The organism is Nocardia sp. NPDC058633 (assembly GCF_042717045.1).
Lineage (GTDB): Bacteria > Actinomycetota > Actinomycetes > Mycobacteriales > Mycobacteriaceae > Nocardia.
In genome coordinates, this window is record NZ_JBHXRA010000021.1 from 94,325 (window position 1) to 118,817 (window position 24,493).

23 protein-coding genes are annotated in these 24,493 nt (G+C 67.1%); 16 read left to right on the forward strand and 7 right to left on the reverse strand.

The window, feature by feature from the left end; genetic code table 11:
* Positions 1–105 precede the first annotated feature (105 nt).
* The 7 genes from ACFWUR_RS25435 (at position 106) to ACFWUR_RS25465 (ending at position 7,572) form a co-directional block, all read left to right on the forward strand.
* On the forward strand, positions 106–1,179 hold the full coding sequence (locus ACFWUR_RS25435) for an LLM class flavin-dependent oxidoreductase (RefSeq protein ID WP_378910127.1): 1,074 nt from the start codon (positions 106–108) through the stop codon (positions 1,177–1,179).
* A 301-nt stretch (positions 1,180–1,480) separates the two neighbouring features.
* Positions 1,481–2,530 carry a 3-oxoacyl-ACP synthase III family protein gene (locus ACFWUR_RS25440; RefSeq protein ID WP_378910128.1) on the forward strand — a complete coding sequence of 350 codons (1,050 nt, stop codon included), beginning with the start codon at positions 1,481–1,483 and terminating at the stop codon, positions 2,528–2,530.
* A gap of 9 nt (positions 2,531–2,539) precedes the next feature.
* Entirely contained in the window at positions 2,540–3,439 is a 900-nt protein-coding gene (locus tag ACFWUR_RS25445; RefSeq protein ID WP_378910130.1) for a hypothetical protein, read from the forward strand.
* On the forward strand, positions 3,436–5,094 hold the full coding sequence (locus ACFWUR_RS25450; RefSeq protein WP_378910132.1) for a fatty acid CoA ligase family protein: 1,659 nt from the start codon (positions 3,436–3,438) through the stop codon (positions 5,092–5,094). Before ACFWUR_RS25445 ends, ACFWUR_RS25450 begins: the two co-directional genes overlap by 4 nt.
* Entirely contained in the window at positions 5,091–6,134 is a 1,044-nt protein-coding gene (locus ACFWUR_RS25455) for an NAD-dependent epimerase/dehydratase family protein (protein WP_378910134.1), read from the forward strand. The genes ACFWUR_RS25450 and ACFWUR_RS25455 overlap by 4 nt, the downstream gene beginning before the upstream one ends.
* Positions 6,135–6,181: 47 nt before the next feature.
* Entirely contained in the window at positions 6,182–7,363 is a 1,182-nt protein-coding gene (locus ACFWUR_RS25460) for a peptide synthetase (protein ID WP_378910136.1), read from the forward strand.
* 53 nt (positions 7,364–7,416) lie between these two features.
* The gene (locus tag ACFWUR_RS25465; RefSeq protein WP_378910174.1) at positions 7,417–7,572 is read left to right on the forward strand and encodes a hypothetical protein; all 156 of its coding nucleotides are present in this window, start codon (positions 7,417–7,419) and stop codon (positions 7,570–7,572) included.
* A 43-nt stretch (positions 7,573–7,615) separates the two neighbouring features.
* Here ACFWUR_RS25465 and ACFWUR_RS25470 read toward each other — a convergent pair whose 3' ends face one another.
* Positions 7,616–8,335 carry a 2'-5' RNA ligase family protein gene (locus ACFWUR_RS25470; RefSeq protein WP_378910138.1) on the reverse strand — a complete coding sequence of 240 codons (720 nt, stop codon included), beginning with the start codon at positions 8,333–8,335 and terminating at the stop codon, positions 7,616–7,618.
* A gap of 185 nt (positions 8,336–8,520) precedes the next feature.
* Between ACFWUR_RS25470 and ACFWUR_RS25475 the strand changes: the two genes are divergently transcribed.
* Positions 8,521–8,862: a hypothetical protein gene (locus ACFWUR_RS25475; RefSeq protein WP_378910139.1), complete on the forward strand. Its 342-nt coding sequence runs from the start codon at positions 8,521–8,523 to the stop codon at positions 8,860–8,862.
* Positions 8,863–8,880: 18 nt separating this feature from the next.
* Here the strand turns inward: ACFWUR_RS25475 and ACFWUR_RS25480 are convergent, their stop codons facing one another.
* Both ACFWUR_RS25480 and ACFWUR_RS25485 read right to left on the reverse strand, forming a co-directional pair.
* On the reverse strand, positions 8,881–9,270 hold the full coding sequence (locus tag ACFWUR_RS25480) for a YybH family protein (protein ID WP_378910141.1): 390 nt from the start codon (positions 9,268–9,270) through the stop codon (positions 8,881–8,883).
* Between the two features lie 77 nt (positions 9,271–9,347).
* Positions 9,348–9,908: a hypothetical protein gene (locus ACFWUR_RS25485; RefSeq protein WP_378910142.1), complete on the reverse strand. Its 561-nt coding sequence runs from the start codon at positions 9,906–9,908 to the stop codon at positions 9,348–9,350.
* Between the two features lie 796 nt (positions 9,909–10,704).
* Between ACFWUR_RS25485 and ACFWUR_RS25490 the strand changes: the two genes are divergently transcribed.
* Genes ACFWUR_RS25490 through ACFWUR_RS25510 form a run of 5 tightly spaced genes read left to right on the forward strand, consistent with a single transcriptional unit; the run spans position 10,705 to position 16,748 of the window.
* Complete coding sequence (locus tag ACFWUR_RS25490) at positions 10,705–12,201, forward strand: condensation domain-containing protein (RefSeq protein ID WP_378910143.1); 1,497 nt, start codon at positions 10,705–10,707, stop codon at positions 12,199–12,201.
* A gap of 4 nt (positions 12,202–12,205) precedes the next feature.
* On the forward strand, positions 12,206–13,567 hold the full coding sequence (locus ACFWUR_RS25495; protein ID WP_378910144.1) for a glycosyltransferase: 1,362 nt from the start codon (positions 12,206–12,208) through the stop codon (positions 13,565–13,567).
* Positions 13,564–14,511, forward strand: a complete 948-nt coding sequence (locus ACFWUR_RS25500; RefSeq protein WP_378910145.1) for an ATP-binding cassette domain-containing protein — start codon at positions 13,564–13,566, stop codon at positions 14,509–14,511. Before ACFWUR_RS25495 ends, ACFWUR_RS25500 begins: the two co-directional genes overlap by 4 nt.
* A 20-nt stretch (positions 14,512–14,531) precedes the next feature.
* On the forward strand, positions 14,532–15,368 hold the full coding sequence (locus ACFWUR_RS25505; RefSeq protein WP_378910146.1) for an ABC transporter permease: 837 nt from the start codon (positions 14,532–14,534) through the stop codon (positions 15,366–15,368).
* Positions 15,369–15,377: 9 nt separating this feature from the next.
* Positions 15,378–16,748, forward strand: coding sequence for a hypothetical protein (locus ACFWUR_RS25510; RefSeq protein ID WP_378910147.1), 1,371 nt, complete (start codon positions 15,378–15,380; stop codon positions 16,746–16,748).
* Positions 16,749–16,789: 41 nt separating this feature from the next.
* On the opposite strand, the gene ACFWUR_RS25515 is transcribed toward ACFWUR_RS25510, so the two are convergent.
* Positions 16,790–18,163 carry an FAD-dependent oxidoreductase gene (locus tag ACFWUR_RS25515; RefSeq protein ID WP_378910148.1) on the reverse strand — a complete coding sequence of 458 codons (1,374 nt, stop codon included), beginning with the start codon at positions 18,161–18,163 and terminating at the stop codon, positions 16,790–16,792.
* 168 nt (positions 18,164–18,331) lie between these two features.
* Between ACFWUR_RS25515 and ACFWUR_RS25520 the strand changes: the two genes are divergently transcribed.
* The gene (locus ACFWUR_RS25520; protein ID WP_378910149.1) at positions 18,332–19,951 is read left to right on the forward strand and encodes a BCCT family transporter; all 1,620 of its coding nucleotides are present in this window, start codon (positions 18,332–18,334) and stop codon (positions 19,949–19,951) included.
* Between the two features lie 57 nt (positions 19,952–20,008).
* Here the strand turns inward: ACFWUR_RS25520 and ACFWUR_RS25525 are convergent, their stop codons facing one another.
* Positions 20,009–20,770 (reverse strand): 3-hydroxyacyl-CoA dehydrogenase, encoded by a 762-nt coding sequence (locus ACFWUR_RS25525; RefSeq protein ID WP_378910150.1) that lies wholly within the window; start codon positions 20,768–20,770, stop codon positions 20,009–20,011.
* A gap of 70 nt (positions 20,771–20,840) precedes the next feature.
* Between ACFWUR_RS25525 and ACFWUR_RS25530 the strand changes: the two genes are divergently transcribed.
* Entirely contained in the window at positions 20,841–21,440 is a 600-nt protein-coding gene (locus ACFWUR_RS25530; RefSeq protein WP_378910151.1) for a TetR/AcrR family transcriptional regulator, read from the forward strand.
* A gap of 10 nt (positions 21,441–21,450) precedes the next feature.
* Here the strand turns inward: ACFWUR_RS25530 and ACFWUR_RS25535 are convergent, their stop codons facing one another.
* A complete protein-coding gene (locus tag ACFWUR_RS25535) occupies positions 21,451–22,254 on the reverse strand; it encodes a HEAT repeat domain-containing protein (RefSeq protein ID WP_378910152.1) in 804 nt (267 codons plus the stop codon).
* Between the two features lie 364 nt (positions 22,255–22,618).
* Positions 22,619–22,876 (reverse strand): CAP domain-containing protein, encoded by a 258-nt coding sequence (locus tag ACFWUR_RS25540; protein WP_378910153.1) that lies wholly within the window; start codon positions 22,874–22,876, stop codon positions 22,619–22,621.
* A gap of 366 nt (positions 22,877–23,242) precedes the next feature.
* Here ACFWUR_RS25540 and ACFWUR_RS25545 point away from each other — a divergent pair, with 366 nt between their 5' ends.
* Positions 23,243–24,433, forward strand: a complete 1,191-nt coding sequence (locus tag ACFWUR_RS25545) for an esterase/lipase family protein (RefSeq protein ID WP_378910154.1) — start codon at positions 23,243–23,245, stop codon at positions 24,431–24,433.
* Positions 24,434–24,493: the final 60 nt, after the last annotated feature.

The following is a 24,493-nucleotide window of genomic DNA, read 5'->3' on the forward strand; positions in this document are numbered from 1 at the left end:
GACGCAAGGTTGGTCCAGGGTTGGTACCGGTCCAATCTTGCGAAGATCTCCCCCCGCGTGTCACCGCCGAGGAATCGGAGCGCGTCCCCGACGTTGACTACTGATATGGCACTCGAATCGGTTCGCTTCTCGATCCTGGACCGCTCACGCGTACGGCGCGGGCAGACCCACGCCGACGCGCTGCGCGAGACGGTCGCGTTCGCGAAACTCGCCGAGCGATGGGGCTACCACCGGTTCTGGGTCGCCGAACATCACAGTGTTCCCGGCGTCGCCGGGACGGCGCCCACCGTGTTGGCAGCGGCGGTCGCGGCGGCCACCTCGCGGATCCGCGTCGGCACCGGCGGCGTGATGCTGCCCAATCACCAGCCACTGGTCGTCGCCGAGCAGTTCGGCGTACTCGCCTCGTTGTTTCCCGGACGCGTCGACATGGGCCTGGGTCGGTCGGTCGGGTTCACCGACGGCGTGCGGCGCGCGCTCGGCCACGGCCTCGACGACGCCGACGACTTCGACGCGCGACTGACCGAGCTCCTCGCATATTTCGGGACGGGACGAGCCGGCGTCCACGCGGGCTCGGCGGAAGGCGTCGAGGTCCCGGCGTTTCTGCTCGCCACCGGTTCCGGGGCCGAGCGCGCCGCACGGTTCGGGCTGCCCCTGGTGATCGCCCCGATCGCGGGCACGCAGGCGATGGTGGAGTCGATCGAGCGCTACCGCACCCTGTTCCGGCCCTCCGCGCGGACCACCCGACCGTATGTGATCGTCTCCGCGGCGGTGGTGATCGCCGACTCGACCGAGCAGGCGCACCACCTGCTGTTCCCCGAGGCGTGGTCGAGTGCCCACTCGCGCACACACGGCGAATTCCTCCCGTTGATCCCGCCCGCCGACATCGATCCGGCATCGATGACCGACCGTCAGCGACAGCTGTTCGAGCGGTCACTCGGCAGTCAGATCCACGGCACCGAGGACCAGGTGGCCGAAGCAGTGGAAAACCTGGTGAGCCGCACCGACGCCGACGAAATCCTCGTCCACACCAGCACGTTCGATCGAGACGCGCGATGGGATTCGCATCGGCGGCTGGCTCGCGTGGTCGGCCTGGAGAGTTGGTCCGACCGACAAACTTCACGAGAACAGTTGCGCTCCGAAAACAAACCCACTCGGCCCGCAATTCATTCGACGGTGTAAACGATCGTGAGGTCACTCACTGTGCGGGCCCCGGTTCGTTGGCGCGCATTGCCGCGGCGCAGCCGGTCCGATCGATAGCCGGGCCCTTGCCGATGCCTACGAGAAGGCCCGTGTACAGGTGATCCGCGCGTGCTGACCAGATTGCCGACATTGCCGAAACACCATGTAGCACCTACGTAGTCGCGTCGAACAGTGCGCCGGATCACTGCACGCGGTGCGTCTCGGAGCCCGGTAGGGTCCATTCCACCGGCGATCGAGAATCGTCCGGAAAACCATTCTTCGACCGCATCCGGGAGCACACGTGTCATATTCGCGTTTCGAATCCATCGGGGCATATCTTCCGTCGAACATATTGACCACCACCGAATTGATCTCCCGGCTCGAAACGCCACCGTCGTTCGATCTGGAACGCATCACCGGCGTGAAAGAACGCCGCGTGCGCGACACCCGCCCGGAGTCGGTCGAGGATTCGTTCACCCTGGCCGTCAACGCCGCGCGGGACTGCCTGGCACGCTCGCGCTACGCCCCGGGCGAGCTGGAGGTGATCATCTCCTGCTCGATCACCCGCAGCAACGACGGCACCCGCATGTTCATGGAACCGTCGTTCGCGTCGACGATCGCCAAGACCCTCGGCGCCGAGCGGGCCATCACTTTCGATGTCTCCAACGCGTGCGCCGGAATGCTCACCGGCACCTACATTCTCGATCGGATGATCCGCTCCGGTGTGGTGCGCAACGGCATGGTGGTCAGCGGCGAGGCGATCACCCCGATCGCCGAGACCGCGGTGAACGAGATCTCCGAGAAATACGACCTGCAGTTCGCCTCGCTGTCGGTCGGCGACTCCGGATGCGCGGTCGTGCTGGACCGCGCCGTCGACGACGCCGACAAGATCCATTACGTCGAATTGCTCACCGCCGCCGAGCATTCGCACCTGTGCCTGGGCATGCCCAGCGACAAGTCGTCGGGCGTCGCGCTCTACACCGATAACCGCAAGATGCACAACGAAGCGCGGTTCCTGCTCTGGCCCGACGCCCAGGGCACCTTCCTCGAACAGCAGGGCCGCGACTTCGCCGGTGAGCAGTTCGACTACATCATCCATCACCAGTTCGGCGCCGCCGCCGTGCCGTACATCAACGCGGTGGCCGCCCGTGAATTCGGCGCCGAGATGCCCCCGGACCTCAATGTGATCGAGAAGTACGGAAACACTTCGACCACATCACATTTCATAGTGCTGCACGACCAGCTCGCCGACGACAACATCGCCGCGGGATCGAAGCTGCTCATGGTTCCGGCCGCCTCCGGGGTCGTCGCCGGTTTTCTGTCCGCCACCATCTCCTCCCTGAAGGTCTGAGGTTTCGCCATGGGCATCCGTATCCGATCCACCGGAACCAGCAACTCGACCGACACCCACAGCATCGTCGAACACAGCGGGCGCGCCGCACGACAGTGCCTCGAGCAAGGCGGTGTCCGCCCCGACCAGGTCGGCGTGCTGATCAACACCGGCGTCTTCCGCGACTCGAACACTGTCGAGCCTGCGGTGGCCGCGCTGATCCAGAAGGCAGCGGGCATCGGGCTCGATTACGCCAAAACCGATCCGCGGACATTCTCCTTCGACCTGATGAACGGTGCGGTGGGCGTCGTCAACGCGGTTCAGGTGGCAGGCTCGGTGTTGACGACCGGCGGCACCGAGCACGTGCTGATCGTGGCCGGCGACACCCATCCCTCGTTGGCCCGGTCGAGCGCCGACGCCGATTTCCCTTACGCCACCGCGGGTGCCGCGCTGCTGCTCGAACAGGTCGACGGTCCCGAGGGCTTCGGCCCCGTCCACACCGCGACCGCACCCGGCACACCCGCGGGCCGGGCTTACGTCGACACGGCCAGCATGGGCGCGGTCGGCCGCACGTTGATGACGGTCGAACGCGAATCCGACTTCGAGGACCGAATCCTCACGGTGGCCACCGAAGTCGCGACGTCCGCGCTCGCCGACTTCGAGGGCGCCTTCGTCGCGTTGATCGCGTCGACCCCGAGCCCGCACTTTCCCGAGCGCCTCGCCGACGCCCTGGGAATCGACCGGGACGCGGTGCGAGTGCCCGACCTGACCGACGGCGACCCGCACACCGCGTCGCTGCCGCTGGCCTATGCGCGCGCGAGCGCCGAGGGGACCCTCGCCGGCTACACCCATGTGCTGTTCGTCGCGGCGGGCGCCGGCCCGTCCGCCGCCGCGACGCTGTATCGCCTGCCCGCGGAGACCTCCGCGTGACGAGAGCGACCTACTGGCAGACCATCGATCACTTCCGGGCACTCGCCCGCGACGAGCCCGATCGCGAGGCGGTCATCTATCCCGACGGCACCACCGCGGACGGGCTCCCCGACTACCGCCACATCACCTACCGCGACCTCGATCGCTGGTCCGATGCGATCGCCGAACACCTCGTCGACGCCGGAGTCGGCAGCGGCACCCGGACCATCGTGCTCGTGCTGCCGAGCCCGCAGTTGTACGCGATCCTGTTCGCGCTGTTGAAGATCGGCGCCGTTCCGGTCGTGATCGACCCGGGTATGGGCGTGCGCCGCATGGTGCACTGCCTACGCGCCGTCGAAGCGGAAGCGTTCATCGGAATCCCGCAGGCGCACGCCCTACGGGTGCTGTTCGCGCGCAGCTTCCGCCGAGTGCGCACCACGCTGACCGTAGGACGTCGCTGGTTCTGGGGTGGGCCGACGCTCGATTCGTGGCGCCGCACCCCCGCCGCCGCTGTACCGGAGCGGGTGCCCGCCGACCCGGACGAGTTGCTGATCATCGGCTTCACCACGGGCAGTACCGGTCCCGCCAAGGCCGTGGAGCTGTCGCACGGCAATCTCGCCGCCATGGTGGAGCAGGTGCACGCCGCCCGCGGGAACACGCCGCCGGACACCTCGCTGGTGACGTTGCCGTTGGTCGGTGTTCTCGACTTGTTGCTCGGGTCGCGGTGCGTGCTGCCGCCGCTGATCCCGAGCAAGGTCGGCTCCACCGATCCGGCCCACGTCGTCGATGCGATCCAGCGTTTCGGTATACGCACCCTGTTCGCCTCGCCCGCGGTGCTCATTCCACTGTTGGAGCGGCTGCGCGCGCATCCGGTCCAGATGGAGTCCCTGGCCAGCGTCTTCTCCGGTGGTGCTCCCGTCCCGCACTGGTGTGTGGCCGGGCTGCGCGAGGTCCTGCGGCCCGACGTCGAGATCTACGCCGGGTACGGCTCCACCGAGGCGCTGCCCATGTCGACGATCGAATCGCGCGAGTTGCTCGACGGTCTGGTCGAGCGAGCCGAGAACGGTGAGGGCACCTGCATCGGCCGACCCACCGATCGCGTGCGTGTCCGGCTGCTCGCCATCACCGACGACCCCGTCGCGACCTGGGCCGACGCCGAAGAACTCGGCCCACGGGAGGTCGGCGAGATCGTGGTGGCCGGCCCGAATGTGAGCACGCGCTACTACTGGCCCCCGCAGGCCAACACCGCGGGCAAGATCACCGACGGCGAGCAGATCTGGCATCGCACCGGCGACCTGGGCCGGCTCGACGAGCAGGGCCGAATCTGGTTCTGCGGACGCAAGAGTCAACGGATCACGACCGCACACGGCCCCATGTTCACCGTGCAGGTCGAACAGGTCTTCAACGCCGTGAGCGGTGTCGCGCGCACGGCACTCGTGGGAGTCGGCGCTTCCGGAGCACAGCGGCCCGTCCTGTGTGTGGAGCTCGAACCCGGCGCCGACGCCACGGCCACGCTCACCCGATTGCGCACGCGCGCTGCCGAATTCGACACTCTCACCCCGATCGCCGAGTTCCTCGTGCACCCGCGATTCCCGGTCGATATCCGGCACAACGCCAAAATCGGCCGCGAACAACTCGCCCTCTGGGCCACGAAACGACTGGACTCGCGACGATGAAAATCCTGGTCACCGGCGCGTCCGGATTCCTCGGCGGCGCGATTGTGCGCGCGCTGGTCGCCGAGGGGACCCACGAGGTCTCGATCCTGGTGCGGCGCACCAGCATTCTCGACGACCTCGGCCCCGCCGCCGCGCACGTCACCGTCGTCTACGGTGATCTCGCCGACGCGGCCTCACTGAGCAGGGCCACCAGCGGCGTGGACACGGTGATCCACAGCGCCGCACGGGTCGACGAACGCGGCACCAGGGACAAATTCTGGACCGAGAACGTCCGTGCCACCGAACTGCTCCTCGACGCGGCGCGGCGCGGCGGCGCGGGTCGGTTCGTCTTCATCTCGAGTCCGAGTGCCCTGATGGAACGAGACGGCGGCGATCAAGTCGACGTCGACGAATCGCTGCCGTATCCGCGCCGCTGGCTCAACCACTACTCCGAAACCAAGGCAGCGGCCGAGCGTGCCGTACTCGCCGCTGACACAACGGAATTCACGACAGTGGCGCTGCGACCGAGAGCGATCTGGGGAGCAGGGGACCGATCGGGGCCCATCGTTCGGCTGCTGGATCGGACGGCCGCTGGTTCCCTCCCCGATCTGTCCAACGGTCGCGTCGTCGAGGCCTCGCTCTGCCACGTGGACAACATCGTGCACGCCTGCCTGCTGGCGGTGACCGCGGACGCGGTGGGCGGCAAGGCCTACTTCATCGCCGATGCCGAAAAGACCGACGTCTGGGGATTCCTCGGCGAGGTCGCCACCCGGCTGGGGTACCGGGCGCCCACCCGCCGTCCGAACCCTCGCGTCCTGGCCGCTGTGGTCGCGGCCGTCGAAACCGTGTGGCGTATACCGGCGGTGGCGAATCGGTGGTCACCTCCGCTGTCGCGCTACGCCGTGGCGTTGATGACGCGCACCGCCACCTACGACATCGGGGCGGCTCGCCACGATCTCGGCTACGAGCCCGTCGTGGATCGCGACACCGGTCTCGCCGGTTTCCTGACCTGGCTCGACCACCAGGGCGGCATCGAAGTACTCGCCGAAGACCTGCGGTAGTCCAACGCGACCGCGCACCCGTAAGCACCGACTCGCAGAAGGCAATCATGAACGGCAGCAACGTTTTCCGTCGGCCGATATCGACCACCGAGCGCATGTACTTTCCGATGCGCGAGCTGGCACCGCCCTTCCTCATGCAGCTGGTGGTTCCCGGTGAGGGCAACATAGACCTGGAAGCATTGCGCCAGGCGGTATCCACGGCCGCGGCCGCTACTCCCGGCGCGCGACTGCGGCGGCACGGCGCCGAGTGGATCGACAGCGGGATCACCCCGGCCGTGCGGTTGGTGCACGACCACCGGCTGAGCTACCCCGCCCTCGAGTCCGATCCCGTTCTCACCAGCGCGATCGGGCCGACACCCGATGCCACCGTCGAGGTGCTGCTGCTCACCGGCGCGCCGACGACGCTGATCTTCCGTGTCTTCCACGGCGTGATGGACGGTATCGGCATGGTGGCGTGGGCGACGAATGTGCTGCGCGCACTGCGTGGCGAGCAGCCCGTCCCCCACCCCGACCCGATCGCCGACCAGGAGCTCGTCACGCGAGTGGGCGCTCCCGGCAAACCGACCCCGATGGTGCCACGCTACCGAGCCGCTGTCGGCCGAGGTCGGCAGCGCCGCGATCTCGCACCTCATCTGCTTCGTCATCGCCGCATCGAGACCACCCGTGCCGGCGCGTTGGCCAGGGTCTGCGCCTTGTTGGCTGCCGAAACGCCGGGCACCTCGCGCATCATGATGCCGGTCGACCTCCGCCGCCACGACCCCGCGCTGCGTTCCACCGCCAACCTCGCGCTACCACTGTTCCTCGATATCGAACCCGGCCACGACTGGGCCGTGGTCAAAGACCAGATCAAGGCGGGACTGCGCGAACGGCGCGAGCTGAATCAATTGGCGAACACCAAAGTCGCGCTGGTTCCCGACCTGGTCAACCGTGGCGTGCTCCGCACCACGAACTGGTTCGGTGCCCGCTTCGGCCGAAATCTGGCCTCCGCCACCGTGTCCCACATGGGTCGCTTCACCGCCGAGGAACTCGCCGTTCCCGGCTTCCGCCCGACCGGACTGTTCGTCCTGCCCCAGCACAGCGTCGCCATGCCCCTGCTGTTCGGGCTGACCGAGTTCGACGGCCACACCGAGCTGACCGTGTCGGCGCGCAACGGCGCGGGTATCGAAGCCCGCCTCGAAGCTCTCCTCGACCGCATCGTCGAAATGCTCGAGACCGAACTCCTCGAGTAGAGCCTGCCCGGAGGTGCCTGCACGCCGGTCGCCACCGCGACTATCGTGGAGTCGTGGGCATCATGGGCGAGTTGTTTCCGGGCAAGAAGCTGCAGAACGAGGGCAGCGGCGACAGCGACGGTCAATCCCACGAACCTCGCCTCGACGTCGACCTGGACGCCGGCGTGATCCGGGTCTGCGGCGCCGTCGAGTCGACGAACCTCGACTGACCCGATCGGGCCGCGCACACCGGGCGAACGAAGTGTCGGCGGCTCAGCTCCTGAACGCGGGCCACGATGGGTGTCGCAACGGACCGAACAGTGGATCGTCGAACACGCTCCGTTCGACGACCGGATCCGGGGCGCCCAACAGCTCGGCGGTGTTGATGTCGGCCCAGTCGTATCGCCCGTTCTCGCACTGCAATTCGACCATGGAGACGGCGCAGACCGTGTCGTCGAGGGCGAAGTCGGCGAACCCGTCCTCGTCGAGCGCGGCGCGAATCTCGTGCACCGGCGTCGGTTCGGTCGCGTGGGCCACAGCCAGGTAGGGGCGCAGCGGCTCGCCGAATTCGGGGATCCGCTCCCGGATCCACACGTCGGTGAGGACGTCGGTGAGGTCCGCTCGCAGTCGGAGCAGTTGGTCCGAGACGGTGATCGGCAGCCGGATCGACTCGGTCGTGACCTCGGGCGGCCCGAAGGCGAGCTGGAACGGCGAGAGCTCGGCGAGCAACTCGCGCGCGCCGGCCACCAGGGCCGCCAGGTGAACGCCCTTGACCCCGTCGGCGAACCCGACACCCTGCACGCCGATCCGCAGCCGGGCGGCGTCCACCTGGTCGAAACCGGGCAGGCGCGCGAGCGTGGGGGCGAAGATCTCCACCAGTTTGTCGGCAACCGGCTGGGTCGGCGCGATCTGCCAGTCGTAGAACGAACGACCCGGGGTCCAGCCCGGACGCCACCACCAGCGGCTGGCAACAGTCATTTCGCTCGCGATCATGGTGCGCCACCTTCCGATCTCGGCCGACCCGCCGGTGATCACCGGTCGACCGGTCGTCCACCCGACACGATCGGCACCGATGCTCGCGATGCCGGTTACCTCACAGCGACGGTATTCCCGCTGTGATCGGCGAGGAACTCGGCGAGACCGTTCCGTTGTGTCATCGACGCCCTACACTGACAGCCATGCCTGTTCGACGGCTGATCACGCTTTCCGCGTTCGCCCTCCTGCTTCCCCTCGCTGTCTCCGCGTGCACCATGACCGGACCCGGCACCACCTCCGAATGCACCGTGAGCGGTTGCACCGTCACCTTCGACCGCGGGGTGAGCGCCAAAGCTTCGGTCCTGGGGATCGAGGCGGAACTCGTCGCCGTGAACGGTGACATGGTCACCCTGAGTATCGGCGGCCAGCAGGTCACCGTCCCCGTCGGCCAGTCGCAGGCCAGCAACGGCATGGATGTGCGGGTCAGCGAGGTGACCGACGACAAGGTCGTGGTCGTGCTCGCGAGCGGCCTGAACCCGAACTGATCAGCCGGGCACGTTCGGCTACTCGGCCGTGGCCTGTTCGCTCGCTACCCATGGCGCGTTGGGTTGATCCAGGATCCAGCGCCAACTCCCGTCGGGTTGCCTGCGGGCCACCTCGACGGTCGCACCGGCGCCCCCGGGCAGACGCGACGACGTCAGTGCCAGATCGCCCGCACGGAGAGCGGGCGACTGGCGACCGGGCTGGAACACCGGTCGGTCGGCGATCAGTCGTGTGTACGCGGCTCTGATCTCCTCGACCCCGGTCGCGACGACCCCGTCCGGCAGTGCGAGCACCGCCTCGGACTCGTACAACTCGACGAGGCCGTCCACGTCACCGACATTCAACCGCTCGACCACCAGCCGGCTCAGATCCTCCGGGCGCTGCGCACGTTCTCGCACATTCTCGGCCATCGCCACCCTCCCTCGACTCGGGTTGTGCCACAACGGTAACGCCGGGGTCCGACACGAATCGGGCGCTCGGCTCGCGGTCAGGGGTGTTCGTGCATCGACACCGCGAATCGGTACCAATTCCCGTCGTAGGGCGTGTACACGGGCTCATATCCCGCACCACCGTGATCGGGCGGCTCTGTACCCGGCGGGAAGTAGGCGAATCCGCCGACGATCGCCAGGCTGTCGATGGCGACCTGGCACCCGCCGTCGGCGGGTCTGACACCGATGGTCCGAATGACACCGAACCATCCCCCTTCGGAGCTCTGGCAACGTTGCGCGGCCGCGGTCATCGACCCTGCCGACAACCACCAGCCCACTTTCTCCGGCACTCCGAACCACACCGACCCCAACCCGACGATCACCACCACCGGCGCGGCGACGACGGTTCGAAATCGTCGATACCGAGCACACCCGATCGGCGCCAGAATCATCCAGGACAGCCCGCAAGCCAGCAGCATCACCACCGCGAGCACCCACCCGAGAACGTTGATGTGCGTCGCATCGACAGCGAACATGATCGCCATCGCCACGATCGCCGTGCCGGTAGTGACCCCCATCGCCACCGACCACCGCCGTGGCACCGGAACAATCGTCGTCATCAGCCCACCCTACGGCGACTCCTGACCACGAAGAACGACGAAACCCCCGAAAGCCAACGGCCTTCGGGGGTTTCACAGACAGCATGCGCTGTCAGCCGATCACAGCGGCGGGAATCCCGACGATCCGGTCGCCATCCAGTTCCAGAACTCGGTGACGCGGTTGAGGACCAACGCCATGATGTCGAGGGCAGTGCTTCCCATTGACTTCCTTCACATTCGAACGAACACTTCGCACCTTCACCCTAGCAACCGGCACCGAGTGAGCAACGTTGTGATAACGGACAGATGACCACGCCCGCGCTGGTCTCCGACAACGACGCCACACCGATCTCCGGATTTCGCCGGCGGAAACGTCCGACCACAATTCTCGAATGCGCCAGTCGACATATAACGAACGACATATATGAATTGCGACAGGTGAACGCGAGGGAAACGCATACGGACGACCATCCACCGACACTGTGACGGTGCATACAGGGATCGTCCCATCCGGAATGAACAAAATATCGGCGGACGATCACGTACCCCGATGTAGCCATTTCGAACCCCGATGCAGGACAAGACAACCCGGCGAGCGATGACCAAAAGCAGCAGGCGGCGGACTTTTGTTCATCAAAACCGTGATGCCCGTCACCATATTTTTCTCAGCAGCCTCACATATACGATCGATCTCGCCGAGGCTTCACGGAAATGATTACCGCTGAAGTTCGACACGTCAGGTGACACAGTGCGGTGTTCTCCCGAATCCCATCCTTCCGCCGCTTCCGGCATGCATTCGTCACGAGGTGAACCGGTCATGGAATACACCCACCTGTCCGAATTCGAAATCCGTTCGGGCACTCTGTCGATGTGGACGCCCGAACTCGCCGCCGCCGCGTGGCGGCCCGACGATCGTCCGCTGACCAGCGTGCACGCCGGTTACTGCGCGAGCGTCGATCCCGCCGATCCGCTGCCCGGTCGCGGTCGCTGGATCGGGACCGTTTTCGAAATGGACGCCCCGCTCGACAGGTCCGCCTGGCGCGAGACGCTGCGACGCTGGCACACCAGGCACGAGGGCCTGCGCACCACCGTGACCACCGCGACAGCCGGCGAATCGCGCAGGCTCGTCGGCGCACCCGCCGCCGTCGACATCGCCGAACGGCCCGTAGCCGGACTCACCGACGGCGCCCGGATCAACGAATTCCTCCGCGACACCTTCGAACAGCGTTTGTCGCCGCTGGTGTGGCCGCACTGCCTCGCCGCCACAGTCGAGCACGCCGACACCAGTGATTTCACGGTCCTCGTCGCCGCCGACCACTCCGTGATGGACGCCTACTCCCAGGCCATCCTGATCCTCGAGCTGCGCACCCTCTACCGCGAGGTCATCGCGGGTGCCCAGGCACGCGAGTCGGTCACTTTCGGCAGCGCGGCCGACTTCGCCGTGCTGGAACGGGCGAGAGCGGCCGAGCTGGACGCGGACTCCCCCGCGGTGGCCACCTGGCGCGAATTCCTCGCCGACGGTGCGATGCCGCGCTTCGCCCCGCATGCTCAGCGGCCCGCCCCCGCGGATCTGCCGCAGCCCAGTGTGTCGCGCCGGCTGCTCGATCTCGCCGAACTCGAGCACGTCGAGGCGGTCCTCGACCAGGTGCGCCACCGGACGTCGGTAGCTGTGTTCGCGGCATTGGCCGTGGCCAATCAGCAGCGATTCGGCACGGACCGGATGCGTACCGTGATGCCGATCGCGACCCGGCCGGATCTGCGCTGGATGGAGTCGATGGGCTGGTTCGTCAATGTGGTGCCGGTCGATATCGCCCTGCAACCCGGCGTCGGCATCACCGAAGCCATGGATCTCGCGCGCACCGCGCTGCGTCGATCGCGCAGCGCCAACGACGCCTCCTGGTCACGCGTGCTCGACCTGCTCGAGGTCGCCGAAACACCGCGATTCGGCATCTCCTTCCTCGATATCCGCGTGCTGCCCGGGTATGAGCTGGTCGCCGACCTGCGCGGGCGGACTCTGCGCGCGGAGTCGTACTCGTCCGACGAGGTGTTCCTGTGGGTCGTGCGGGCGGCCGACGGGCTGTATGTGTCGACCCGGTACCCCGCGGGGTTTCCCGCCGAGGTGATGGACGAGTTCCTGACCGCGTTCGGGCAGGCACTGATCTCGATCACCGCCACAGCGCACGCGGACACGTCGGTCGGCGGGCATCCCTCGATGTCGGCGATCGCGCCGGCTGGACCGGGGGAAGTGCCCACGCCTACCGAGCCACGAGACGTGGGAGCGGACGCACTGCGTCTCGCCGTGCAGGCGGGGTGAGCCGGTGCGGGCACTGTTGGCGTTCACCGGCAGCCGAGGAGACGCGCAACCCGGCATCCTCCTGGCTCGTTCGCTGCGCGAGCGCGGTCACGACGTGACGTTGGCGCTGGCGCCGAACCTCGTCGTCTTCGCCCGTGACCACGGAGTCCCCGCGGTGCCGTTCGGCCGCGACACCGCCGACCTGCTGCACGCGCAGCGCACCGACCGGCGGTTCGCCAGCCGCGATCCGCGCACCCGATTGCGGGCATTGTTCGACCTGCAGCGGCGGGGTGTGCCCGAGCAACTCGCGGACCTGCGCGCACTGGCACCCGGACACGATGTGGTGGTCGCGGGGATGGCGGGCGAGGAGGTCGCCGAGTCGGTGGCGCGGGCGGTCGGCCTACCGTTCGCGGCCGTGCATTTCTTCCCGATCCAGCCGAACAGCGTCGTGCCGGTGGTACCGGCGCGCTGGGCGGCCCGCCTTCCCGGGTTCGTGCACCGAGGGGGTTGGTCGGTGCTGGCCCGCGCACGAGCGGCTGCCCTTGCCCCGGTCCTGCCCGTCGCCGCCGGCCCGAATGTCGCGAGCGTGCGAATTCAGGCCTACGACCCGCGGCTGTTCCCCGGTGTGGACGAGCAGTTACCAGGGCCGTTCGTCGGGTTTCCGCTGGATCGCAACGGATTCCTCACCAGCGCAGAGGGTGCCGAGCCCATCACTGTCGGAATGCACGATGATCGCACGCCGTCGTTCGTCGAGGCCGTCGATGAACGCGTGGTCGAATCATTCGATGACACAGCCGTTTCCGATCTCCGGCTGCCGTCACCGACTCTGGACTCGTGGCTGGATGAAGCAAGCGCGCCGATCTACGTCGGATTCGGCTCCATGGATGTCGGCGATCCGGCCGCGTTCGTCGCGACCCTGCGCGAGGTGTGTGCCCGGCGAGGTCGTCGGCTGTTGCTCGCGTCGGGGTGGGCCTCGATCGGTCCGGGATTCGAGGATGCCGTCGCGATCGTCGGTCAGGTCGATCACGCCCGGGTGCTGCCTCGGTGCGTCGCGGCCGTGCATCACGGCGGCGCCGGGACAACGGCCGCCGCGTTGAGAGCCGGTGTGCCGCAGGTGATCTGCTCGGTTCAGGCCGATCAGCCCTACTGGGGCCAGGCCTTGCGCCGACTCGGTCTCGCGGCCACGATTCCCGCGAAGAAGCTGACCGGCGACCGCCTCGAGGCACTGCTCGATCTGATCTCGCGTCCCGACGTGGTCCAGCGCGCGGCGACCTGTGCCGCCGGTTTCGCCACCGACGGTGTCGAGCGAGCCGCCGATGCCGTCGAGGCACTCGTGGGTTCCACGCTCACCCCTGACCTGCTCCATTGCGCCGGGAGGCAACCGTGAACACCGATATCGCCATCCGCACCACCGGTCTCGGCAAGTCCTACGGCGATTTCACCGCCGTGGGCAGCGTCGACCTCACCGTCGCGGCGGGTACCGTTTTCGCCCTGCTCGGCCCCAACGGCGCGGGCAAGACCACCACGGTCCGCATGCTCGCGACCCTGGTCCGCCCCGATCGCGGCACCGCCGAGATCTTCGGCTACGACATCGCGCGCGAGGCGACCGCCGTGCGCTCGATGATCGGGCTCACCGGCCAGTACGCCTCGGTCGACGAAACCCTGACCGCCGGTGAGAATTTGCGGCTGTTCGGCCGCCTGCTCGGGCTTTCCCGCCGTGATGCCGCGCGCCGCAGCGTCGAGCTCCTGGAAGAGTTCGAACTGTCGAAGGTCACCGACCGGCCGGTGAACCAGTTCTCCGGCGGTATGCGGCGGCGGCTCGATCTGGCGGCGACGCTGATCACCGATCCGCCGCTGATCTTCCTCGACGAGCCGACCACCGGCCTCGACCCGCACACCCGCGACAAGATGTGGGGCGTGATCCGGCGACTCGTCGCCCGTGGCGCGACCGTCCTGCTCACCACGCAGTACCTCGAGGAAGCCGACGCGTTGGCCGACCGGATCGCTGTCATCGACCGCGGGACGATCGTCGCCGAGGGCACCGCGGCGGAGCTGAAGTCCTCCATCGGCGACCAGGTACTGCGCCTGGAACTCGCTGATGCCGCCCAATCCGCCCGTGCGGAGGCCATCGTCATCGGGCTCACCGGCGAGGCGCCCGAAGGCTCGTCGGCGGGCATGCTCACCGTCGCGCTCGCCGATGCGGGCACCGCCGCCGATATCGTCGCCGCCTGCCGCACCGCCGACATCGAGCTGCGCGGTTTCGCTGTCGACCGTCCCGATCTCAACGAAGTATTCCTCGCTCTGACCGGCACCGACCGCGTCGCCGCCTGATCCGAAAGACCGAGGCCACTATGACCGCCATCATCACCGAGATCGCCGTCGAGCACACCACGCCCCCGACGATCGACCGCCGCCCCCGGATCACCCATGTCAGCCTGCGTGCCTCGCTGTTCCAGTCACTGATGATGGCGTGGCGAGGGCTGCTCACCTTCCGACACAGCCCGCAGTTGCTCTACGACGCGCTGCTGCTGCCGATCGTGGGGCCGCTGCTGTTCGGCAGCATCTTCGGCACGGCCATCGCGGGCAGCATGCAGGCGTACCTGCCGATTCTGATCCCCGGCGTGCTGGTGCAGATCGTGCTCACGTCGTCGGTCGCCACCGGAGTGCAACTGTCCGAGGACATTCGGTCCGGGGTCTTCGATCGGTTCGTCGCCATGCCGATCGCCCGGTCGGCTCCTGTCGCCGGAGCGCTGCTGGCCGGGGCCACCCGGTATGTCATCGCCGCCACCACGGTGGTGATCGTCGGGTTCTCGATGGGCTATCGCCCGGATCATCCGGTCGGGTTCGTCGCCGGTGCGGTGCTCGTCGTCCTTGCCACCACCGCGATCAGCTGGCTGTTCGCGTTCATCGGGGTCACCGTGTCGAGACCCGCTGCGGTGCAGGGCATGTCCATGCTGGTGCTCACCTTCCTGAGTTTCGCTTCCAACGCACTGGTGCCCGAGTCGGCCATGCCGACCTGGCTCCGCTACGTCTCCGACTACAACCCGGTGTCCTACCTGGTTTCCGCGGTGCGCGGGCTCGCCGAGGACGGTGTCGTCGGCGCCGACGCTCTCTGGTCGGTGGTGGCCTCGCTCGTGATCGCCGCCGTCTTCGCCCCACTGACCGTCCGCACCCTGCGTGCACGCTGAGGAGTTCTGATGACGCTCACTGCCCCGCCCATCGTCACCGCGCCCGTAGCGGTCAACCGGCTCACCGCCGACGACGACCTGTTCCTCAAGCTGCACAGCCTCTACGGCAACGCGCTGGTCAATCAGCTCGCCTGGCGATTCGACGAGCCCCTGGCCCCCGAGTTGCTCGCCCGCTTCCACGCCCATGTGGCCCGGGGTTTCCTGGCGCGGCGCGTGCGACCGACCCGGGTTCCGTTCGCCCGTCCCTACTGGCTTCCCGCGACGGAATCGCTTCCGCTGGGCTGGGATTCGGTGCCCGTCGCCGACGACGAGATCCTCGACTGGTATTTCGCCCAGAGCCGGGTCGACTTCGACCCCGAGACAGGACAGGTGTGGCGGCTGTCCGCGGCGCCGACCACGGCGGGTGGGACGCTGGTGTCGCTGGTGACCTCGCATGTGGCATCCGACGGCGGCGCGGTGTTGTTCGCCGTGGGCGACGCGCTCGCTCGGCTCGACGAGAATCCGGACTTCGCCACGGGTTCGGGACGGCTGGTCGGCACCCGACCCCGGAACTCGGTGAGCGCGAACGTGTCCGATGCGTGCCGACAACTGCGCGCCGTCGCGCAAGGGATCCGGGCGGCAATCGCCACCCGCGGTGTCACCGAGCCGGACCGCAACCCCCGCCCTGACCTCCCCGCGCTCCCACTTCCTGATCGCTGGGCACCGGCGGACCTGGTGGTCCAGCTCGATCTCGCCGAGTGGAACACCGCCGCCGCCCGACATCGCGGCACAACGAACGGCCTGCTGATCGCCCTGGGCGCGGGCCTGCTCGGCCGCAGCGGACGCGTCGGCGACACCGCCGACATCCGCGTCGACATCCCCCACTCGATGCGCACCGTCGACGACCCCCGCGCCAACGCCACCACCGGCTTGCCGATCTCGGTCACCTACCGCGCCGGCGAACGTATCGACCTCGCCGCCGTCCGCTCCGCCGTGAAACGCGCCGCCACCGCCTACCGAGACCCGGCCACCACACCCGCCCTGCAACACCTGCAACCGTTGCAGATGATCCTGCCCCGCTTCGTCCTGCGCCACTTCGCCCGCACCGCCAAGGCCCCGGAATGCCTGTGCACCAACCTCGGCGAAACCGCCAGTGGCGTAGCGGCTTTCGCGGGCCACCACGCCTCCGCAGTTCTCATGCGCCCGGTCGTGTGCGCCAACGACACCAGCATGTTCCGCCGGGTAGAGGTAGGCGTAAACCTCTCCTTCTCCACCGACGGCCACACCATCACCCTCGCGGTCACCGGCGCCGATCCCGATCACTTCCCCACCCGCGCTGTTCTGCGCGATCTACTGACCGCCGAATTCGAGTCCTGGGATCTCACGCCACATTTCTGGTGACGATGCTTCCGGCATCGGGGCGAACCAGGCAGGCGAGGCGATCACAGACCGAGTGCCACCGCACGGACAGCCGCACGGGCGGCGACCAGGACGGGGTCCCATACCGGGGAAAACGGTGGTGCGTAGCCGAGGTCGAGGGCCGTGACCTGCTCCACTGTCATTCGCGCGGTGAGTGCCACCGCGGCGATATCGATCCGTTTGGCGGCACCGTCACGTCCGACGATCTGTACGCCGAGCAGCCGCCCGGTGCGACGTTCGGCGAGCATCTTCACCGCCATGGGTTGCGCGCCGGGGAAATACCCGGCCCGACCGGTGGATTCGATGGTGACGGCGTGGAAACGGAGCCCCGCGCGCTGAGCGTCCTTCTCCCCCAAACCGGTTCGTGCCACCTCCAGGTCACACACTTTGCTCATCGCGGTGCCGACCACACCGGGGAACGTGGCGTAGCCGCCGCCGACACCCGTCCCGATCACTTGCCCGTGCTTGTTGGCGTGCGTACCGAGCGGAATGTGGGCAAGCGTGCCCGACACCAGATCCAGCACCTCCACACAGTCACCACCGGCCCAGATGTCGTCATGTCCGCGCACTCGTTGCGCGAGGTCGGTGAGCAGGCCACCGCTGTCCCCCAGGGGTAGCCCGGCGTCGCGGGCGAGGTCGGTGGCTGGTCGCACGCCGATCCCGAGCACGACAATATCGGCCGGATACTCCCTGTCGGCCGTCGTCACGGCGCAGACGCGGCCGTCCGAGGCGGTGCGCATTCCGGTCACCTCAGAATCGCGGACGAGCCGAATACCCATCCCCACCATGGCTTCGCGCACCAGCGCGCCCATATCGGGGTCCAAGGTCGCCATGGGCTCGGTGGACCGGGTGATCATCGTGACCTCGAATCCCCGGCGCACCAACGCTTCGGCCATCTCGACACCGATATACCCGGCGCCGATCACGACGGCCGCTCGCCCGGTCACCGACCCCAGCGCCTCGATGAGCGCCTGCCCGTCATCGAGGGTCTGCACGCCGTAGACGCCCTCGGCGTCGATGCCCGGCAGTGGCGGACGAACCGGCGTCGCCCCGGTGGCGAGCACGAGCTTGTCGTAACTCGTCCAAGCCTCGGCGTCGTTGTCGAGATCACGCGACAGCACCCGCTTGCGCACCGTGTCGATCTCGGTCACCTCGGTCCGCAGCCGTAGATCGATGTCACGGGCCCGATGTTCGGTGGCCGAGCGCGCGATCAGGTCGTCGGCCTCGGCCACATCCCCCGCGACCCAGTACGGAATACCGCACGCCGAGTACGAGGCATGGTTGCCCTTCTCGAACACCACGATCTCGAGCTCCTCCACACCCCGCAGCCTCCGCGCCTGCGACGCCGCCGACATCCCCGTCGCATCCGCGCCGATAACCACCATGCGTTCGCCCATGGCACCACGCTACGAGAGAATCGGGTGACATCCGCTACCAGGACCTCAACGCCTCAACTTCACCTGCATTACGAACGCGTGGCACACGCGCGCCACGCACTCCGCCATGCCATCATCATCGACACGGATGGGAACTTCCGACCCGTCTCTCGAAGGGGAGTGGTGGCCGTGCCTCGAGTCGATCCGCCCAAACGACAGCGATCCGTCTACACCGGATTCGGCTTACGCACCGACCCTTATATCTTCTTCGTGTCGGCGGGGTTGGTCGCGTTGTTCGTCTTCACCGCGATCGTGTTCACCAAACCGCTCAACGACGGCTCCAAGGCAGCCAAGGACTGGATCGTCACCAATCTCAGTTGGTTCTTCATCTTCAGCGTCACCGGCATGCTGCTTTTCCTGCTCTGGATCGCCATGAGCAAGTACGGCAATGTGCGACTCGGCGCGCAGGACTCGAAACCCGAGTACAGCAACCTCTCCTGGTTCGGAATGTTGTTCGCGGCGGGTATCGGCACCGTGCTGATGTTCTGGGGCGTCGCCGAACCGATCTCCCACTTCGGTGACCCGCCCCGCGAAGGTGTGGTTCCCGAATCGGTCGAAGCAGCCGATGACGCGATGGCCTTTTCGCTCTATCACCTCGGCCTGCACACCTGGGCGATCTTCTGCCTGCCCGCCCTGGCGTTCGCCTACTTCATCTACCGGCGCGGCCTGCCGATGCGCATGAGCTCGGCCTTTCATCCATTGCTCGGGGATCGGATCTACGGACCGATCGGGAAGGCGATCGATATCCTGGCGGTGCTCGGCACCCTGTTCGGGGTCGCCACCTCGATCGGGCTCGGCACCTTGCAGATCAACAGTGGGCTGAACTACCTGAGTGACTCGATCCCGGTCAGCAAAGGCACGCAGATCGCGATCATCGCGGTGGTGACGGCCATTGCGACGGTGTCGGTCGCGGTGGGCCTGGACAAGGGCATCAAACGCCTGTCCAACCTCAACATCATGATGGCCATCGCACTACTGATCTTCGTCTTCGTGGCCGGTTCCACCCTGTTCCTCGCCCGGGGGATCTTCGAGACCTTCGGCAACTACCTGGGGGAATTGGTCGGGCTCTCGTTCTGGAACGACAGTTACGCCGACCTGCTGGAGAATCGCAGCTGGGGCTGGCAGGGCGATTGGACGGTGTTCTACTGGGCGTGGACCATTACGTGGGCGCCCTTTGTCGGCATCTTCGTCGCCCGAATCTCCAAGGGCCGCACCATCCGTGAGTTCGTGATCGGCGTGCTCGCGGCACCGACAGCGTTCACGATAGTGTGGTTCTCGATCTTCGGACTGTCCGCGATCGACATCGAGATCAACGGCAGCGGCGGCCTGGTGGAGGTGATGGACACCGGCGGCGGCGCGCCGTTCGCGCTGTTCACCTTCCTGGAGAACTTCCCCTTGACCACACTGATGGTCGCCTTCTCGGTGCTGATCGTGGTCATCTTCTTCACCACTTCCTCCGACTCGGCCTCCCTCGTGGTCGACATGCTCTGCTCCGGCGAGCAGGAAACCGGAACGCCGACCCGGCAGCGCGTCTTCTGGGCCATCACCGAAGGCGTGGTCGGCGGCACGCTCCTGGCGGCCACCACCGGCAGTACCGGGTTGGAAGCGCTCCGAGAAATCATCACCATCGCCGGCCTGCCCTTCCACATACTGGCGTTCTTCATGATGTGGGCGCTGGTGCGAGCTCTGCGGCAGGACGTCGAGGTGATCACCGTGATCCCCAAGGAAAAGACACCGATCGAGACCTGAGGCAGTTCCGCGAAAATCCCCTGGAACCCGAAGACTCCCAGGGGATGTCGTGTCCACTCAGCGCGGTGCCATCCGGATGGCACCGTCGAGGCGGATGGTCTCGCCGTTGAGCATCGGGTTCTCCACGATGTGGCGGGCCAAGGCGGCGAATTCGCTCGGCTGACCCAGTCGCGAGGGGTGCGGCACCTGGGCGCCGAGGGACTGCAGCGCCTCCTCGGGCAGCGTCTCGAACAGCGGGGTGCGGAACAGGCCGGGCGCGATGGTGACGACGCGGATCTTGAAGCTCGCCAGGTCACGCGCGATCGGCAGGGTCATGCCGACGATGCCGCCCTTGGACGCGGAGTAGGCGGCCTGGCCGATCTGGCCGTCGTAGGCGGCGACGGAGGCGGTGTTGATGATGACGCCCCGCTCCTCCCCGACCGGGTCGCTGCCCGACATGCGTTCAGCGGCCAGCCGGATCACGTTGAACGTGCCGATGAGGTTGACGTTGATCACCTTGGTGAAGTCGGCGAGCGGGAACGCGCCCTTCTTGCCAACCGTCTTGATCGCGTTGCCGATGCCGGCGCAGTTCACGGCGATCCGCAACGGGGCCAGCGACTCGGCGACATCGAGCGCCGCGACCACCGCCGATTCATCGGTCACGTCCGCGGCCGCGAAAGCCGCGCCATCGCCCAGTTCCTTGGCGATCACCGCACCGTCGGACGAGGGGAGGTCGACGATGACGACCTTGGCGCCCTTGGCGTGCAGTTCCCGCACGGTCGCCAAGCCGAGGCCCGACGCGCCGCCGGTGACGATCGCGGACGAGTTGACGAAATCCATACTGTTTCTCCTGTTTCGGTGAGGTCTCACCGATATTGACACACTTCGCCAAAACTGTTTGGCTTTCGCGGTGACCCAGCCCCGCCGCCCCGGCCGTCCCTCTGTGCTGGACACCGGAGCCGTGTCCGTCGGCGCGCTGCGGCTGTGGACCGACCGCGGGTTCGCCACCACCGGCTGGAACGATCTCGCCGAGGCCACGGGGGTCAGCACACGAACCTTGTTGCGGCACTTCTCATCCCGATCCGAGATCGCCTGGATCGGCGTCGCGCCCGCGACGGAACGGCTACGCGAGGCACTCGCCGTCGCCGTCACCGAGGAACTGCCCGCCGTGGTGGTCAGAACCGCGATCGTCGAATCGGTGTCCCGCGATCCGCGGATCCAGGAGCTCGCCCCGGACTGGCTGCGGCTGATCTCGTCGGAGCCCGAACTGGTCGCGACCGCTCCCCGGATCTACCAGCCGTGGATCGACACGCTGTCGGGATATCTCGCCGGCCGACTGCCCGGCTCCCCCGCGGCCATCTGCCGGGCCATCGCGACCGCCTACCAGTCGGCCACCTTCGCCGCGCTGATCGAGTGGGCCGAGTCCGGCGCCCAGGGTGACTGCGCGGATTCGGTCGATCGGATGCTGCGCTGGATGGACCCGCACCTTCCGGGCTCCGCGCCGGACTGAGCGCTTTCGGTCAGGATTCGCGGGCGGCGATCGCCGCTTGGATGCGACGCAGTGTCCGCAGGCCCTTCTTCGCGGCGACGCTCACCATGCCATCGAAGACTGTCGAGCCTCGATCGCCGGCCATCAGCTGTTCCAGTGTGGGCACAGCGCGGTCGTCGCCGGTGGAACCGAGCGCGACGGCCGCCCAGTACCGCTTGTCCGGGTCATCGCTCGAGGCCGCCTCGATCAGGCTCGGGATGATGTCGGGGGCGAATTGCGACAGTGCGCTGGCGATGTAGCCGATGCGGTAGTAGCGGCGGTTCTCGAACTCGTCCCAGAGGGCGGCCAGTGCCGCGTCGCCGCCGATCATGCCGAGCGCTTCGGCGGCGCGTTCGCGCATTCCGCTGATCGAGTCCTGCAGAAGAGGCGCGAGGGCTGGGACGACCGAGGCATCGCCGAGGGCGCCCAAGGCAATCACCGCTTGGTCACGGGCAATGTCTTGCGGGTGGTCCAGCATCGCGACCAAGCCGGGGACCGCGTCACGGAAGCCGAGAGCCGCACAGCCCATCGCGGCCCAAGCCTGGCAGTTGTAGCGGGTATCGGCGAGTGACGCGAGCAGGGGTTCCCGCAGCGAATCGTCACCGAAGACCTCCGCCCGGTTCAACGCCCGGCTGTAGAGCGACCGGTGATACTCGGGATAATCGCGAACGAGCGCGCGCAGAATTTCCTTGGCGGACGTGTCGCCGTCCTCGGCCTGCAGGAGCAGTTGCCGCAGATTTTCCTCGCGGGTCTCGAGGTCACCGTCTTTGAGGAGTCGCACATCGGCTGCATTCACCGTCCAACGGTACCTGGTGAGGACCTCCGCCCTGGACAGCGTTGCGGCGCGCACGCCCGACGATAGCCGTTTTCGGAAACGGCTGAAACGCGGGCATCACGGCGCCACCATCACGGCTGACCGCCGCGAGACCCTCGAGCATCGAATGGTCCCATCGGTCACGATTGAACCGCGACTTCGAGCCAGTCCCACAGGATCTCGACGAGCCCTGCCTCGCCGCTGACGACATCTTCGTGCTCCCATCGGCGGCCCTGAACTCGCGGCGACGCCGGTGCAGGATCGGCTCATTATCGCGCTCACGGTCGGCGATCGATCACACTTCGGTGGCCAGCTTCACCGCACCATAGGCGGCATTGCCGGACGGCTACCCGAGTCGCTGTACGTTGTCCCGGAAGTGCTGGTTGTTGTCGCCCATCATGTTGCCGGCCGGGTTGTATCCGGTGTGCCTACCGCCCCACACAGCAGTGATGTTCTCACCGTTGCCCGAACCTTGCGAATGCGCGAAATTCTGTGTGTTGGCCAAATTCTCGGCCCACTTCTGGGCCGAAGCCGACACCGCCGGATCGAGCACCATCTTCGGCGAGCCGTGTTTTGCCCGGTACGTGTTGTGGGCGTTGAGCAATCTTGGGCGAACGACGCCCCGCCGCAGGTGGAGTCCGCTCCGGCGGTGGCCTCACCCGCCCCGCCGAGCGCGGCGGCCATCAGCACAGCCACACCAGCCGACAAAAACCGTCCACAACGCAGACCGATCTCCCGGGTGAGTAAGTGAGACGAGCAGGCGACATCGACAGACGGTTCCGAAAGTCGGTTTGGCGGCGCTGACAACAAGTGTTGCGCGAATTCGTCCCTCAGTGGAGTGACTGATCAGACCGACCGGTTCAGACTTTCCTAACCACCACGAACAGCGATGCGTATCACATTCTCCAGTGATAGTGCTCTGCATCACAGCAGCTGTGAGCTCGTGGATGATCAGATGGGACTTATACCTATGTTTGCAACGAAGCAACGACTTCGGCGGACTGCCATAGCCACCGCGATCGTCGCCGGTCTATCGGTCGCCGGGCTCGCGCCGACACCGGCAAACGCCGAGCCTGCCATCTCGGACCTGCAAGCCCTTGCCGACTCGATCACTACGGGCTTGGCGCCTTCGGCTGACGGCCGACAACCCACAGCGATCGTTGACTCAGGGAGCGGCGCGGGGAGTGGAGCTGGTGGCGGTTCTGGCGGCTCGTCGGGTAGCGGCACTGCATGGGGACAGAGCACAGCGACAGCACCCACGGGCGAAGGCCCGGAATTGACGGCTCCTTTGGCCGCGTTCGCCTACGGGCTCGCCAATCCTGATGTCGCACCGGTCGGCGCCAACAAGTGGGATTGCAAGCCGAGCGCAGCGCACCCGCGCCCAGTAGTTCTGCTGCATGGCAGCTGGCTCAACGTCTTCGACACCTTCAGCTCGCTGTCACCGCAGTTGTCCCGCGCCGGCTTCTGCGTCTTCGCTCTCAATTTCGGACGCTCCGGACTCATCGAGGGCGGTGGTCTTGCCGGCGTTCTCCCCGGCCGCTACGGCGTGGGTCCCATCGAGGATTCCTCGCGTCAGGTCGCCGATTTCATCGAACGCGTGCGCAGCGCCACCGGGGCAGACCAGGTCGACATCGTTGGCCACTCGCAAGGTGGCACAGTCGCCAACCACTATCTGAAATTCGAAGGCGGCGCCGGCAAAGTCGGCAAACTGGTCACCTTCGGGGCAACCCACCACGGCACAACCCTTCTGGGGATCGCCACACTCGGCCGGGCCATCAACAATCTCGGAATCGACATCCTGGGCTTCTACGAACCGATCATCGGGATCTCCAACATCCAACAAGTTGTCGGCTCCCCGTTCTACGCGACGCTCAACGCCCAGGGCGATACGGTCCCCGGCGTCGACTACACGGCAGTCGGATCTCGCTACGACGAAGTCACCAATCCGTACGACCTGACCTTCCTCAATGCTGGAGTGGGCGCCACCGTTCGCAATATCACCCTGCAAGACGGTTGCGAACAGGACCTGTCCGACCACCTCACCATCATGTATTCACCGCGCGCGGCATCCATCACCCTCAACGCCCTCGATTCCGTCAACCACCCGAAGCTGGACTGCACGTTCAACCCGTGGTTGATCGGTGGCACCGGCAAGCTGTGAGACCGCGATGAGTCCTATCCGGCTCGAGTCGCCCGCGAGTTCACCGCGGGCGACGCAGCA

Bases quoted from the DNA above. Each gene is read 5' to 3' on its own strand.
- ACFWUR_RS25435 (WP_378910127.1), top strand. From the start codon at position 106: ATGGCACTCGAATCGGTTCGCTTCTCGATCCTGGACCGCTCACGCGTA.
- ACFWUR_RS25445 (WP_378910130.1), top strand. From the start codon at position 2,540: ATGGGCATCCGTATCCGATCCACCGGAACCAGCAACTCGACCGACACC.
- ACFWUR_RS25455 (WP_378910134.1), top strand. From the start codon at position 5,091: ATGAAAATCCTGGTCACCGGCGCGTCCGGATTCCTCGGCGGCGCGATT.
- ACFWUR_RS25460 (WP_378910136.1), top strand. From the start codon at position 6,182: ATGAACGGCAGCAACGTTTTCCGTCGGCCGATATCGACCACCGAGCGC.
- ACFWUR_RS25470 (WP_378910138.1), bottom strand. From the start codon at position 8,335: ATGATCGCGAGCGAAATGACTGTTGCCAGCCGCTGGTGGTGGCGTCCG.
- ACFWUR_RS25475 (WP_378910139.1), top strand. From the start codon at position 8,521: ATGCCTGTTCGACGGCTGATCACGCTTTCCGCGTTCGCCCTCCTGCTT.
- ACFWUR_RS25480 (WP_378910141.1), bottom strand. From the start codon at position 9,270: ATGGCCGAGAATGTGCGAGAACGTGCGCAGCGCCCGGAGGATCTGAGC.
- ACFWUR_RS25485 (WP_378910142.1), bottom strand. From the start codon at position 9,908: ATGACGACGATTGTTCCGGTGCCACGGCGGTGGTCGGTGGCGATGGGG.
- ACFWUR_RS25490 (WP_378910143.1), top strand. From the start codon at position 10,705: ATGGAATACACCCACCTGTCCGAATTCGAAATCCGTTCGGGCACTCTG.
- ACFWUR_RS25505 (WP_378910146.1), top strand. From the start codon at position 14,532: ATGACCGCCATCATCACCGAGATCGCCGTCGAGCACACCACGCCCCCG.
- ACFWUR_RS25510 (WP_378910147.1), top strand. From the start codon at position 15,378: ATGACGCTCACTGCCCCGCCCATCGTCACCGCGCCCGTAGCGGTCAAC.
- ACFWUR_RS25515 (WP_378910148.1), bottom strand. From the start codon at position 18,163: ATGGGCGAACGCATGGTGGTTATCGGCGCGGATGCGACGGGGATGTCG.
- ACFWUR_RS25525 (WP_378910150.1), bottom strand. From the start codon at position 20,770: ATGGATTTCGTCAACTCGTCCGCGATCGTCACCGGCGGCGCGTCGGGC.
- ACFWUR_RS25545 (WP_378910154.1), top strand. From the start codon at position 23,243: ATGTTTGCAACGAAGCAACGACTTCGGCGGACTGCCATAGCCACCGCG.